General features: G+C 69.0%; 12 protein-coding genes. 4 read left to right on the top strand and 8 right to left on the bottom strand.

Features of this window, described 5'->3' with window-relative positions; genetic code table 11:
• Positions 1-411 precede the first annotated feature (411 nt).
• The 8 genes from JR065_RS07865 to JR065_RS07900 all read right to left on the bottom strand — a co-directional run bounded on the left by JR065_RS07865 (position 412) and on the right by JR065_RS07900 (position 8,981).
• The gene (locus JR065_RS07865; protein ID WP_206233481.1) at positions 412-1,008 is read right to left on the bottom strand and encodes a hypothetical protein; all 597 of its coding nucleotides are present in this window, start codon (positions 1,006-1,008) and stop codon (positions 412-414) included.
• On the bottom strand, positions 962-1,321 hold the full coding sequence (locus JR065_RS07870) for a hypothetical protein (RefSeq protein WP_206233482.1): 360 nt from the start codon (positions 1,319-1,321) through the stop codon (positions 962-964). Before JR065_RS07870 ends, JR065_RS07865 begins: the two co-directional genes overlap by 47 nt.
• 141 nt (positions 1,322-1,462) lie before the next feature.
• Positions 1,463-2,419: an SDR family oxidoreductase gene (locus JR065_RS07875; RefSeq protein ID WP_206233483.1), complete on the bottom strand. Its 957-nt coding sequence runs from the start codon at positions 2,417-2,419 to the stop codon at positions 1,463-1,465.
• A 155-nt stretch (positions 2,420-2,574) separates the two neighbouring features.
• Entirely contained in the window at positions 2,575-3,951 is a 1,377-nt protein-coding gene (locus tag JR065_RS07880) for an NTP/NDP exchange transporter (RefSeq protein ID WP_206233484.1), read from the bottom strand.
• 233 nt (positions 3,952-4,184) lie between these two features.
• Entirely contained in the window at positions 4,185-5,303 is a 1,119-nt protein-coding gene (locus JR065_RS07885; RefSeq protein ID WP_206233485.1) for an SDR family oxidoreductase, read from the bottom strand.
• Between the two features lie 287 nt (positions 5,304-5,590).
• Positions 5,591-6,376 carry a MipA/OmpV family protein gene (locus JR065_RS07890; protein WP_206233486.1) on the bottom strand — a complete coding sequence of 262 codons (786 nt, stop codon included), beginning with the start codon at positions 6,374-6,376 and terminating at the stop codon, positions 5,591-5,593.
• Positions 6,377-6,427: 51 nt separating this feature from the next.
• A complete protein-coding gene (locus tag JR065_RS07895; protein WP_206233487.1) occupies positions 6,428-7,831 on the bottom strand; it encodes an NTP/NDP exchange transporter in 1,404 nt (467 codons plus the stop codon).
• A gap of 49 nt (positions 7,832-7,880) precedes the next feature.
• The gene (locus JR065_RS07900) at positions 7,881-8,981 is read right to left on the bottom strand and encodes an oxidoreductase (protein WP_206233488.1); all 1,101 of its coding nucleotides are present in this window, start codon (positions 8,979-8,981) and stop codon (positions 7,881-7,883) included.
• Between the two features lie 251 nt (positions 8,982-9,232).
• Here JR065_RS07900 and JR065_RS07905 point away from each other — a divergent pair, with 251 nt between their 5' ends.
• The 4 genes from JR065_RS07905 to JR065_RS07920 all read left to right on the top strand — a co-directional run bounded on the left by JR065_RS07905 (position 9,233) and on the right by JR065_RS07920 (position 13,017).
• Positions 9,233-9,898, top strand: coding sequence for a response regulator transcription factor (locus tag JR065_RS07905; protein ID WP_206233489.1), 666 nt, complete (start codon positions 9,233-9,235; stop codon positions 9,896-9,898).
• Positions 9,898-11,301 (top strand): sensor histidine kinase, encoded by a 1,404-nt coding sequence (locus JR065_RS07910; RefSeq protein WP_206233490.1) that lies wholly within the window; start codon positions 9,898-9,900, stop codon positions 11,299-11,301. Before JR065_RS07905 ends, JR065_RS07910 begins: the two co-directional genes overlap by 1 nt.
• 324 nt (positions 11,302-11,625) lie before the next feature.
• Complete coding sequence (locus tag JR065_RS07915) at positions 11,626-12,237, top strand: TetR/AcrR family transcriptional regulator (RefSeq protein ID WP_206233491.1); 612 nt, start codon at positions 11,626-11,628, stop codon at positions 12,235-12,237.
• Between the two features lie 420 nt (positions 12,238-12,657).
• Positions 12,658-13,017, top strand: a complete 360-nt coding sequence (locus tag JR065_RS07920) for a DUF2946 family protein (protein ID WP_241093482.1) — start codon at positions 12,658-12,660, stop codon at positions 13,015-13,017.
• Positions 13,018-13,098 lie beyond the last annotated feature (81 nt).

Here is a 13,098-nt window from a genome sequence, read left to right on the forward strand (position 1 = left end):
GCAGCAGTGTGTGATGCGACTCAGACGCCAAGCATCTTGATCTGAGGCAAGACCACCTTCGGATAGCTTTCGGCTCGCGGCACTTCGAGCCACTGGCCTGCGGCTGCCATTGCCCCGGCGCCAGATGGGAGAAGTGCGATGACTACGCCGATCGATGGCGATCTGGCCAGAGTGCGATGACAGGCTCGGCTTGGTTGCCAATCAGTCGACGGGCCGCACTGCCGCCTGGTCTCCCAAGGCCCACCGCCACCGCGTGTCGTCGTCGCAGCGTGGCTGCCCCGTCGCTGTTCGATCACTGGCGCCACGGCGCCAGGCCGCATCATCGAGCAGGATATGGCGCCCGCTGGCGAGTGCTACGGAGCACCGTAGATGCCGTCGCGCGTTCCGGGTAGGTGCGGCAGCTAGCGATGTTCATCCAGGCGGCCGGCGCGGAACGGCGCGAACACCCCGGGATGGCATGTTCTTGTCGATGAGATCGGACAGAAAGGAAAGGACGAGTTCGCCTTTGTCTTCCCAGATGAGCTCTATCGGCCTGCGATCATCGAAGGCTGGAACCTGCTCTTCGGTTATCCAGCGATAGACGTGTTCCGGGTTGCTGTCGAGCTGAAGCGCTAGATTGGCGACCTGGCGAACGATGCCGTGCTTCATGACGGTGGCTTCCTGCTTTTTTGCCTGTGGGTAGACGGAGAGGGACGGGTTCTGCTCATGCGACTGGAACGCAGGATCCGCTCCGACGCGGACCAGCGGGCGAACATGCGCGCGCAGATCCGGGGTCGGGGTCTGAAGAGCGCAGATGGAGGCCGAACCCGGTCGCTGCGATGGCGGCGGTGCACGATGCGAAAAATCGCCGGGCGGCGCGGGGAAACGGCTCCTTCCGCGACGGCCGCGAAGCATCGGAGGAGGGGAGCCCCGTCCGCACCAGCGCTCGATCGCCGAGAAGCGTCCCTTCATGCAGCCGCGATCACCGGGCGACGAAGGCGGCAACAAGCAGCGCAAGGAAAATTCCAACGTTGAGCCTGGGCTCCCAGTACTCCATGAACATGAACGTGATTGCGAGCCATCCAAGCGCCGCCGCGATCGACAGGATCAGCATGGGCGTCTCGCTCAGCAACTCCCTGGCCCGCCAGGCCAGGAAGACCCCGAGCAGTCCGAAGGCAACCTGCCCTAGCGAAAAGGCGGAGTTCAGCCCGTAGTACAGCGTCGTTTCCAGGCTGGGTTCGCGTTTCCCGCGTAGATGCTGGGACACCACGTCGATGGCGAAATGCAATGTCCCGCTCAGGGCGAGCCAGCCGTAGGCCGCATAGACGATGTACTTGTGCATGGTGGTTGCTCCTGAGGATCGGTGGGCGAGCGGCTTGTCACCGGCGACTGCGGCCATGCGCGTCGGCGCACGGCCCATCGGCACTGGCCCGGTCGTCGGGGAAGGAATCCGGTACAGGGATGGCAGCGGCAGCGCGAGCGATCATTTCCTGATGTCCGCCACGCCGGGAGCCTGGGTGCGGACCGGAGGGAAAAGCGCTCCCGTCAGCCGTTCCGACTCGCACCACAGCCTTTCGGCGGTGCCCAAGTCCAGCGCTTGCGCAGGCACCTTGGCGGCGGCAGGGTAGCCTCGCGTCTCGCTCAGCTTGTCCGGGCCGTAGTAGGTGCCGCCTTGGACCTGCGGCGAAGTCGCGGCGAAAAGCGTGGGCAAGGCGCCCTGCGCGGCGGGCTGGAACAGGAACCACAGGAAGCGGCGGGCGAGGCCGGCAGCGCTCCCTGCACCCGCGCCATTGGGCAACAGATCGGTGCGCGAAATGCCCGGATGAGCCGCCACGCTCCGTATCCCCCAGCCAGCCGCATCGCTGCGGCGTTGCAATTCGAGCGCGAACATCAGGCAGGCCAGTTTCGACTGGCTATAGGCGACCATGGGCTTGTAGCCGCGCTCGGACTGCAGATCGTCGAAGTTGATCGCACCGCTACGCGCGGCGACGCTTGAGAGCGTGACCACGCGCGGCTGATTGCCCTTGCGCAGCAGCGGCAGCAGCTGCACTGTCAGGGCGAAGTGGCCCAGGTGGTTCGTGCCGAACTGCAGTTCGAACCCGTCGGCGGTCACCTGCCGCTTCGGAGGCGTCATCACCCCGGCGTTGTTGATCAGCAGGTCGAGGCGGTCGATCGAGGCGCGCAGCCGCTCCGCGAACGCCTCGATGGAACCGAGGCTGGCGAGGTCCAGCGCTTCGAACCGCACGTTCGCATCGGGAACGCGTTTGCGGACCTGATCGACCGCGATCGCCCCTTTCGACGGGCTTCTGCCGGCAATGATGACGTGCGCACCGGCGCGTGACAGCGCCAGTGCATCCTCGAATCCGAGGCCTCCCGTGCCAGTGACGACCGCCATGCGACCGCGTTGGGAGAGTGTGTCGGGAGCTTTCCAGTGGGCCATGGTGGTCGCCTTTAGAGGGTTGCGCTAAGTGCATTTAAAATTGCACTCAGTGCACAATGTAGACATCCGGATGCGGCTTTGCAACGGCTTGTTTGAACGTCGTGGACTCTTTCTCCCCAAGAGGTTGCTGCGCTGTACCGGGGAGAGCGCGGGAACTACGCAACGGGTCGGACCGGATGATTGTTCGCACCGCCGGAGGGCATGGGGCTGCCGCGCGCCAGCGGCAGCGCCGCGTGGCGCGCCTGCGCGTGGCCCAGCCACAGGCCCAGCGCCACCCACGCCAGCGCCAGCGGCACGACCACGCCGACCAGGCCGCCCATCGCCAGCCCGGCCCGGGCCAGCGCACCCTCGGTCTGCGCTCCGACCACATCGCCTGCGCGGTGGATGAAGGTGTCGACGAGCGCCTTGGCCTTGTATTTGCCTTCGCGGTCGACCACGGTGAACAGCGCCTCGCGCGCCGGTTGGGTGATGCCGCGTTGCACCGCGTGGGTCACGGCCTCCAGCAGCACCAATACCGCGAACGAACCGTAGATCGCCAACCCGACGAAGCCGGCTGCGGTGGCCACAGGCAGGATCGCCAGCGTGACGCCCAGGCCGAAGCGCTTGATGATCCGCCCGGCCAGGGTGAGCTGCAGCGCCAGCGCAGCGACATGCGTCCACATGTCCATCCTGCCCAGGATCGCCGCGCGCGCGTCGATGCCGTCAGCCATCGCCGCGACCATCTGCAGGCGGGTGAAGTACACGAAGGTCACCATCACCGCCATCAGCATCACGTAGCCGGCGATGCAGACCAGATAGGGCGAGCGCAGCACCAGGCCGATGCCGGCCCAGGCGCTGCCGCCGATGCGTGCGGCGTCGTCCGCGCGCAGCGACGCCGCCAGGCCGGCGTCGGCGGCACGGTCGGGCACGACCCGCAGCAGCAGCCAGGCGGCCAGCATGCCCAGCAGCAGGAAGCCGCTGGCGACCAGCAACAGGCTGGACGTGCCCAGCGGCTCGGCCAACCGCGAGGCGAGCCATGGGCCAAAGATCGCACCGAGCGTGCCGCCGATCGAGATCAGGGCGAAGAAACGCCTGCCCTGGTCGCTGGTGAAGCGTTCGGTCAACAGCGCCCAGAACACCATGGTGACGAACAGATTGAACACGTTGAACCAGACGTAGAACACTTGGCCGGCACCCTGGCGTACCGCACCGGGTGCGAACGTCATCAGGCCCCAGAAGCCTACGAGGGTCAGCGCGAGGAAGCCGTAGGTCGCGCCGATGAACTGCAGCCGGCGCAGGCGGCTGACCAGCCAGCCGAACAGCGGGTTCGCCGCCAACGTCAACACCGCGGTCACGGTGATCAGCCGGCGCACGCCTTCGATCTCGTGCTCCATGCCCAGGGCGTCGCGCGCGGGCCGCAACACCATCAAGGCGGTCAGCACGAAGAAGAAGAACAGCGACGCGATCAGCACCGGCCCGAGCTCGTCGCGACGGAGGTTGAACGCGGCCTCCCACAGAGGCGGGCGCTGGATGGGCATGTCGGTCCGGCTCATGGTGGTTCCCAGGCGCGCCGGCGCCCGGGACGCCAGCGGTCGATCGATTCGGTCAAGCACGCGGCAGCCTTGCCGGAGGCTCACAGGCAGCAGTGGCGAACGAAACGCAGGCTTCGCACAGGAGCGCAAACACGCGTTGACAGCGTTCTGCGGCCTTCTCCTGTGCGCGACGTCCTGATGCTTCGACGCTGGAGTTCAAGGCGTGCGGCCGTCGTCCGCGGTGGCCGATGGGATCAGCGCGCGCGCGTGGGAAAGCGAGCGCCGGTGAGTTCTTCGCTGATCGTCCACAGGTAGGCCGCCACCGTCGCGTCGTTGGCTGCGGCGGGAACGGCGGCCAAGCCGAGCGGGCCGGCGAGCTCGTTCGGGCCCGTCGGGCCGTAGTAGGCTCCGCCTTGCGCTTCGGCCGCGGTGGCGGCGTACAGGGTGGGCACCGCGCCCTGGGCGGCGGTCTGCAAGTGCTGGCGGTTGCTGGACCACTGGCGGCCCTGTGCGCTGTCCAGGCCCGGGCCGCGCGCGACCAGTTCGGTCACCGCGACGCCGGGATGGGCGGCGATGCTGCGGATGCCCCAGCCCTCGGCTTCGCTGTGCCGCTGTAGCTCGAAGGCGAACATCAGGCACGCCAGCTTGGACTGGGCATAGGCACCCATCGGGTCATAGGCCTGCTTGGATTGGAGATCATCGAAATTGATGCGGCCGCGCTGCGCTGCGATGCTGGACACCGTGACCACGCGGGGGGACGGGGACTTGCGCAGCAGCGGCAACAGCTCGGCGGTCAGGACGAAATGCCCGGCGTAGTTGGTGGCGAACTGCATCTCCAGGCCGTCGGCCGACGTGCCGCGCTCCGGCGGCGCCATGATGGCGGCGTTGTTGATCAGGCCATCGAGCCGGGGCAGGGTGGTGCCCAGACGCCGTGCCAGTGCGCGAACCGAGGACAGGTCGGCCAGATCGACGGCTTCGAACTGCACCTGGGCGTCGGGCGTCCGCTGCCTGATCCGATCGATCGCTTCCTGGCCCCGCTGCGGGTTGCGTGCCGCGATCACCACCTGGGCGCCCGCAGCGGCCAGGGCTTGCGCATCTTCGTATCCCATGCCGCTGGTGCCGCCGGTGACCAGGAAAATGCGGCCTTTCTGCGAGGGAAGGTCGGCCAGGCCCCAATCGGGCTTCGGCGGGTTCTGCGCGAGCGCGCTGCCTGTCGAGAAAGCGCAGCCCAGCAGCACGCCGAGGAGGGCGAGGCGGTTGCGCCATCCGTGGCCGGCGGCACGCCGGTCCTGGGAGCTGTGGCTGCCGGTTCCGGTGGCCAGCGCCGAGCGCTGGCGTCGAGAGAAAATCGTGCGAACTGTCCAGTGGGTCATGATCGTTTTCCTGAAGGCGATGGGGAGGAGGGTGCCGAACCGCTTGGTTGCGATAGAGGCATTTCGTATGGCGCTGGGTTCAACAAGGCGGTGAGGTCATCCGGGGTGGAGTCGTGGCCGACGCCATGGCCGCGAGATCGCGTGCAATGGCTTGAGCGGGCGGAGGGACCGATCCGGTAGCCGTGGCATACGGGACCTCACGGCGCGAATCGGTGCGTTTGGCGTCGCCAGGCGGGCGAGCATCCGTGTCCATTCGCCGAGATGCGTCGGCGCCTCGCCTGGCGGGATCAGAAGCGCCTGCTCAGCCCGAGCACCACGCGCCCGAGCCCGTTGCGTCCGGGCTCCAGCAACGGGCTGTCGCTGAGCTCGCTTGGCAGGAACCGATACTCGATCGAACCGAGCAGTTGCCACTTCGTCGTTCCGATCGGCTGCATCAGCGTCAGTCCGACGCGCGGGACCAGCACCGATCCCGGCGCGTACGCGGCGACACCGCGCGCGACTTCCTCGTCGAGTATTCCGAAGTAGTAGTTGGCCAGATCCGACGACATCCAGCTCGCGCCGGCGTTGGTCGTGAGCGAGCTGCGGTCGAACAGCCACGTATACCGATAGTCCAGGGAGATCTGGTAGCCGTCGCTGGAATCGGATATGTCGTGGACGGCCTCGAGCGAGACCGCGCCCCAGGTCGAGCCGACGCCGGCGCGAAAGCCGGCATCGATGCCGTCGTCGCGATCGCTCAGCAGGTCGGGATTCACGCCGTTGGCGAGCAGTTCGGTCCGCCCGAGATCGCCGATGTCGAACCCGTCGAGCCGGGCGGACAGCAGCGCATCGAGCGTGAACCGGCCGGACTTGTACACGTGCACGCCGCCGGAGACGCCGCGCAGGAATACGCGTTCTCCCTCGTAGCCGACCAGGGGGAAGGGCCGTACCCGCGTCCCTTCGCCGGCATACGGGCTGTCGATGGCCGCAGCGCCGGCACCGAGGGACCACGTGCCGGAGGCGGGCGGGGGCTGCTGGCCGAGCGCGGTGGCGGGAAGCGCGAGAAGCGCGAGCTTTACGAGGTTGCGTGCTGTCATGTTCATTCCGTGGCTGCCGTGGTGATGGGGGATGGGCTGGGACGATTCGCGCTAGCGCGCGGAAGACGCGGTGGTCTGCACTGCAGGGGCGGCGGAGTCTTCGTGCGCGCTGCCGGAAGGCGCAGGCGCGGCTTGCGCCGGCAGCGCGCTGCGCCGCGCTTGCGCGCGTCCCAGCCAGAGGCCCAGCGCGGCCCACGCCAGCGCCAGCGGGACCACCGCGCCGACCAGTCCGCCCATGGCCAGGCCCAGCCGCCCGAGCACGCCTTCGGCCTGCGCGCCGACGACGTCGCCGACGCGGTACATGAAGGTGTCGACGAAGGCCTTGGCCTTGTATTTCTCCTCGCGGCTGACCACGGTGAACAGCGCCTCGCGCGCCGGCCGGGTGATGCCGCGCTGCACAGCGCGGTTGGCGGCCTCGAGCAGGATCAGCGCCGCGAACGAGCCGTAGATCGCCAGCCCGATGAAGCCGAGCGCGGTAGCGACCGGCAGGATCGCCAGCGTCACGCCCAGGCCGAAGCGCTGGATGATTTTCCCGGTCAGGGTGAACTGCAGCACCAGCACCGCGACCTGCGTCCACATGTCGATGTTGCCCATGATCGCCGCGCGCGCGTCCAGCCCGTCCGCCGCCGCCGCGACCATCTGCAGGCGGGTGAAGTAGATGCAGGTCGCCAGCACGGTCATCAGCACGATGTAGCCGGCGATGCCGGTCAGGTAGCGCGACCGGAAAACCGCGCGCAGGCCCGCCCAGGCGCTGCCGCCGATGGGTCCGGCGTCCTTCGCCGATCCGGCCGCGGCGCCGGGCGCCTCGGTGCCTGTCCTGTCGGGCGCCACGCGCACCAGCAACCAGGCGGCAACCAGGGCCAGCAGCAGGAACCCGCCCGCGACCAGCAGCAGGCTGGGCGTGCCAAGCGGCTCGGCCAGCTGCGAGGTCAGCCAGGGCCCGAAGATCGCGCCGAGGGTGCCGCCCACCGAGATCAGGGCGAAGAATCGCTTGCCCTGATCGAGGTTGAAACGGTCGGCCAGCAGCGCCCAGAACACCATGGTGACGAACAGGTTGAACACGCTGAACCAGACGTAGAACGCCTGCCCGCTGCGCTGCCCGATCGCGCCGGGCGCGAACGACAGCAACGCCCAGAAGCCCACCAGGCTCAGCACGAAGAACCCGTAGGTGGCCGCGATGAACTGCAGCCGCCGCAGGCGGCTGACCAGCCAGCCGAACAGCGGGTTCACCGCTAGCGTCACCACCGCGGTGCCGATGAACAGCCAGCGGATGCCCTCGATGCCGCGTTCCATGCCCAGCGCGTCGCGCGCCGGGCGCAGCAGCATCAGCGCGGTCAGCACGCAGAAGAAGAACGCGGATGCGATGAGTACCGGTCCGACCTCCTCGCGGCGGAGATTGAACAGGGCCTGCAACGGGCTCGGGCGACGCGGCGCCGGTGTCGTGGTTCGATTCATGAGTGGGGATCCTGGATCGGTGCACGCCGCACGGGCGCGCGTTGGCGGTTCAGTCGGCCAGGCGCGATGGATAGCGCGCACCGCTGAGCTGTTCGCTGACGGCCCACAGGCGGATGGCGGCCTGGGCATCGGTCGCGGCGGCGGGCAGCTCGGCGAACCCGAGTGGGCCGCGCATTTCCATCACGCCGGTCGGCCCGTAGTAGCGTCCGCCCCGTGCATCGGGCGCGGTGGCGGCGTACAGCGTCGGCAACGCGCCGCGCGCGGCTGGCTGCAGGATGAGCCGGCCCAGGCTGCGGCGGACAAACCCGTTGTTGACCTGCAGGTTGGTGCGGGACACCCCGGGGTGGGATGCGCTGCTCTGGATGCCCCAGCCGGCCGCATCGCTGCGGCGCTGCAGCTCGAGGGCAAACATCAGGCAGGCCAGTTTCGACTGCTGATAGGCATCGCCGGGATCGTAGCCCCGTTCGAACTGGAGATCGTCGAAGTGGATCGCGCCCAGGCGCGCGGCGATGCTGGACAGGGTGACGACGCGCGGCGAATCCGACTTCCGCAACAGCGGCAGCAACGCGTCGGTCAGGGCGAAGTGGCCGAGGTAGTTGATGGCGAACTGCGTTTCGAAGCCGTCCTTCGACGTGCCTCGCTGCGGCGGCTCCATGATCCCCGCGTTGTTGATCAGCCCGTCCAGGCGCGGCAGCGTCGCATTGAGGTGCTCGGCCAAGGCGCGAACCGAAGCGAGATCGGCCAGGTCGAACCTCTGGTACTGCACTTGCGCGTCGGGCATTTCCTGCCGGATGCGCGCGAGCGCTTCTTCGCCTCGCGCCGGCGCGCTGCGCGCCGCGATCACGACGTGCGCACCGGCGGCCGCCAGCGCCTTGGCGCTTTCGTAGCCGATGCCGCTGGTCCCGCCGGTGACCAGGAAGATGCGGCCTTCCTGGGAGGGCATGTCGGCCAGGCTCCAGTCCGGCTTGGGCTGGCCCTGCGCGATCGAACCGCCTGCGGCGCATGCGGACAGCAGCAGCGCGCCAAGCGCGGCGAAACCGGTTCGCCAGCGCGAAAGCGGGCGCGCGGTGGGGCCGTAGCTTGCGGTGTCGGTGCCGGCCGCGTCGCGAGCGCGTCGAGAGGGAGTGCCGGTAGCGGTCCAGTGAGCCATGGTCGGTGCCTTGCGGGGGAGGGGAAGAGGGATCGGGCGCATGCATCCATGCATCGGCGGGAGCGGACGCCGCCAACTTCTGCGGGCGCGATTAATTTGCGTTTAAGGCGATCGGCGCGCAGGCGCTCCCGCACGCCGGGGCTGGCCACGGCGGGCGATGGACCCCGACGGGTTTTGACTGCGGCGTTTAATCCGGTATTAATGCCTGCATCGGAACATCGCCGATCGCTTTCTCTCCTGCCTGCGCCGCCATGGATGCACTCCTCCTCGTCGAAGACGACCACATGCTTGGCCGTGCGCTGACTGCCGCGCTCGGCCAGGACGGCTGGCGCGTGGTCCATTGCGAGGACGCGGCATCCGCGCGGGCCGCCCTGGTCGACCATGCCTTCGTCGCGGTGCTGCTCGACCTCGGGCTGCCGGGCGGCTCCGGTCTGGACGTGCTGGCGACGATGCGCAGCCGCTACGACCCGACGCCGGTGCTGATCATCACCGCGCGCGATCAGCTCAGCGACCGGGTCCGCGGGCTGGACGCCGGCGCCGACGACTACATCGTCAAGCCGTTCCAGCGCGACGAGATGCTGGCCCGGCTGCGCGCGGTGCTCCGCCGCAGCCGCGGCGCGGTGACGCCGGTGCTGCGCTGGCGCGATGTCGAGGTCGATCCGGCCGCACGGACGGTGACCCGGGGCGGCAAGCGCGTGAGCCTGAGCGCGAGCGAGTACAGCATCCTGGTGGCGCTGCTGCAGTCGCGCGGCCGGGTGCTCAGCCGCGATCAGCTGCGAGACCGGCTCTACGGCGGCGATGCGGAGATCGGCAGCAACACGGTGGCGGTGTACGTGCACCAGCTGCGGCGCAAGCTCGGCGACGAGGTGGTGTTGACCGAGCTGGGTTTCGGTTACCGCGCCGGGAGCGAGGACTGATGCGCGCGCTGCGTACGCGGCTGCTGGTCGCGCTGGCCGCGGTGCTGCTCGCCACCTGGGGCAGCTGGTTCCTGATGCAGTACCTGGAGATGACGGCGCGGCAGGGCGGCGAGGTCGATGGCATGTTGCGCAATGTCGCCGAGCAGATCCTGTATTCGCTGCCGGCGGACATCGCCACCGCGGGCCAGCAGCGGCAGTTCGCGCTCGGCGGCGAAGCGACGCCGGCCAGCGGCAAGTTCGCCGCGCTGGGGTTCCAGGTCTGGGAGCGCGGCACCGGGCGGCGGCTGATGTCGTCGCGGCCGGCGCCGGCGCATGCAATGGTGCCGGACTTCGCCAACGGCTTCTCGGAAGCGACCATCGCCGGCGCGCCCTGGCGCGTGTTCGCGCTCAGCGATGCCGACGCGCGGGTGCAGGTGCAGGTCGGCTTGCCGAAAGCCGCGCTGCGGGCGGAGCTGCGGCGATGGATCGGCACCAGCCTCGGCAGCGCGCTGCTGCTGCTGTTGTGCATCGGCATCGCGATCTGGCTGGTGATCCACTGGTCGCTGCGGCCGGTGGTGCAGGTCAGCGAGTCGCTCGCCAGGCGAGCGCCGCTGGATTTGGCGCCACTGCCGGAACGCGGGTTGCCGGACGAGTTCACGCCACTGGTGCGCTCGTTCAACCAGTTGATGGCGCGGCTGGCGCAGGCGCTGCAGCACGAGCGCCAGTTCCTCGACGAGGCCGCGCACGAACTGCGCACGCCGCTGGCGGCGTTGCTGACCCAGGCGCAGGTGCTGCAGCACGCCGGCGACCGCGACGAGGCACGCGAGGCGCTCGACCATCTGGTCGCCGGGATCGAGCGCGCGTCGCGGCTGGCGCAGCAACTGCTCGATGCCGCGCGGGTGGAGGGCGGCGGCGGCATCGCGCGCGCGGCGGACGTCGACCTGGCGCTGGTCGCAGGGATGGTCGCCGACGAGTTCGAACTGCTCGCGCTGCGTACTGGCCAGTCGATCGAGGTCGAAGGCGGGCACGCGCCGGTGCATGGCGACATCGACGACCTGGGCATCCTGGTCCGGAACCTGCTCGACAATGCCTTGCGGCACGGAGGGCCGGGCACGCGGGTGCGGCTGGAAACCCGGGTCGAGGGCGAGGAGGGGCGCGCGCCGATGGCGGTCCTGACCGTTGCCGACGATGGCCCGGGCATCGCCGAGGGCGAGCGCGAGCGGGTATTCGAGCGGTTCTACCGCGCCGGCACCGGCCATCGCGCACAGGGCATCGGCATGGGGTTGTCGCTGGTCGAGCGCGTGGTCGCCTCGCATGGCGGGCGGCTGCGTTGCGGCGCGGGGCTCGACGGCCGCGGCTTTGGCGTCGAGATCCGCTTGCCTGCCCTCTCTGCAAGCGGTTCCCACGCCGACCGCGGCCGCTAGCGCGTACGAAACCACTCCGACCCGGCGCGCCGGCCACGCGCCGCGGCTGCAATCGCGATCTGCGCGCCGGCGGCGGATGGCTGCTTCGCCGCGCCCTGGCGAGGCTCAGGCCCGCGCTGCGCGAAGCCGTTGGCCGTGGCAGCCGCGGCGCCACGACGAGAACGCGGGTGCGCCACCGGCATCGCAACCGGCGCAGGACCGCGCCAGGTGCTTGTCGAAGGCGCTCCCGATGGACACGCTCTGGTAAGCTGAGCGCATAAATCAGTGCACTGGATGCTTGGAATTTTGCGCCAAGTGCAATCATGCAACGGGCGCCCATTCACGATGTCGAAACTCCTTCCCCGCGCGGGCATTGCGCCCGCAGAAGGCTTGCGTGAACGCAAGCGTCGCCAGACACAGCAGCGCATCGCCGAGGTCGGCCAGCGCCTGTTCCTCAGCAAGGGGTACGACAGCACGACGCTGGACGCGATCGCGGCAGAGGCCGGCATCTCGCGCCGTACCTTCTTCTCGTACTTCAAGTCCAAGGACGACATCATATTCTTCTGGCTGGACACCGACCGGGCGAGCCTGATCGCCAGCCTGCTGAAGACCTCGCCCGACGTGCCTCCGCTCGACGCGGTCCGCGATGTGATGGTCAAGCACATCGCGCAATACACGACGGAACAGATGATCGCGGTCGACAACCTCATGCTGTCGAGCGAATCGCTGCTTGCGCGCAAGCAGGCACATTACGCGCAGCAGGAACAGGCGCTGTTCGACGCGCTGTGCGAGGTCTGGCGGCAGCCCGAACGCCGCGCGGCGCTGCGGATGGTGGCCATGGTGTCCATCGGCGCGATGAAGATCGCGCTTCAGGCGTGGCGGGAACAGACCGGCCAGCGAAAGCCCGCCGCCAAGTTCTTGCGCGACGCCTTCGACAATCTGAAATCGGTACTTTGACGGCACGCCGGGATCGGATCCGCCGGCGCTGGCGCACCGATCGGCCAATGCAGCATCCATCTCAACGAAGCGGCTGATCCGCACGGGCGGGCCGCTCCCGCCTCGCCGCCAGTGCGTGCGCGGCTCGAGCCAGCGGTTCGCAGCTTCGGTGGCCCATACCAGGTGTCCCGCGTGTAGCCTGGACCAGGCTTGATGCTGCCAAGCCGTCGAGCGACTGGCCGACATCGGACCAGGCGCCGTTGACCAGGTTGGACATCGAGTTCCCGTGGACGCGCTCGATGTCGCACCGACTCGCGCCGAACAGCGCCCGGCAGCGTTCGGGACTCAGACGGCAAGCGGTTGCCAGGGACGAGCGCGCCACGGCTACAATGCAACCGGATGCGACACCCGGCCTTCCAGCGCAGGATGATCTTGTTGGCGATGCTCGCCGTGGCGTTGCTGTTCGCCATGCCGATCGCATCGCGGCTGGTCGCGTCCGCCGCCGGCGACGCGCACGGCACGTGGGCCCAGCTGTGCACGGCCAGCGGCATGAAGCTGGTCAAGATCGGCTTCCCACCCGTCGCGTCCGACGGCGAGCTGCCGTCGGCGCCGGCCATGGACCCGATGCACGACGACTGCCCGTACTGCCCGCTGAGCGCGGGCATGGTGGTGCTGCTGTGCCTGCTGCTGGCCCTGCACGCCACGCCACGGCGCAACGCATGGACCCGGCGCTTCGATGTCGCGCGCGCGTTCCTGCATCCCACTGGCCTGGGTTCCCGAGGGCCCCCGCTTCCGGCCTGAAGTCGATCCTCCGCGCGTCGCGTGCGCGCGTCACTTCATTTTCGGGAGTTCTTCATGTCGATTCTTTCCGTCGCGGCGCCG

It is taken from the genome of Xanthomonas sp., from assembly GCF_017163755.1.
Classification (GTDB): domain Bacteria; phylum Pseudomonadota; class Gammaproteobacteria; order Xanthomonadales; family Xanthomonadaceae; genus Xanthomonas_A.

Coding starts and splice junctions, on each gene's coding strand:
- JR065_RS07870 (WP_206233482.1), bottom strand. CDS start 1,321: ATGCACAAGTACATCGTCTATGCGGCCTACGGCTGGCTCGCCCTGAGC.
- JR065_RS07875 (WP_206233483.1), bottom strand. CDS start 2,419: ATGGCCCACTGGAAAGCTCCCGACACACTCTCCCAACGCGGTCGCATG.
- JR065_RS07880 (WP_206233484.1), bottom strand. CDS start 3,951: ATGAGCCGGACCGACATGCCCATCCAGCGCCCGCCTCTGTGGGAGGCC.
- JR065_RS07885 (WP_206233485.1), bottom strand. CDS start 5,303: ATGACCCACTGGACAGTTCGCACGATTTTCTCTCGACGCCAGCGCTCG.
- JR065_RS07890 (WP_206233486.1), bottom strand. CDS start 6,376: ATGACAGCACGCAACCTCGTAAAGCTCGCGCTTCTCGCGCTTCCCGCC.
- JR065_RS07895 (WP_206233487.1), bottom strand. CDS start 7,831: ATGAATCGAACCACGACACCGGCGCCGCGTCGCCCGAGCCCGTTGCAG.
- JR065_RS07900 (WP_206233488.1), bottom strand. CDS start 8,981: ATGGCTCACTGGACCGCTACCGGCACTCCCTCTCGACGCGCTCGCGAC.
- JR065_RS07905 (WP_206233489.1), top strand. CDS start 9,233: ATGGATGCACTCCTCCTCGTCGAAGACGACCACATGCTTGGCCGTGCG.
- JR065_RS07910 (WP_206233490.1), top strand. CDS start 9,898: ATGCGCGCGCTGCGTACGCGGCTGCTGGTCGCGCTGGCCGCGGTGCTG.
- JR065_RS07915 (WP_206233491.1), top strand. CDS start 11,626: ATGTCGAAACTCCTTCCCCGCGCGGGCATTGCGCCCGCAGAAGGCTTG.
- JR065_RS07920 (WP_241093482.1), top strand. CDS start 12,658: ATGCTCGCCGTGGCGTTGCTGTTCGCCATGCCGATCGCATCGCGGCTG.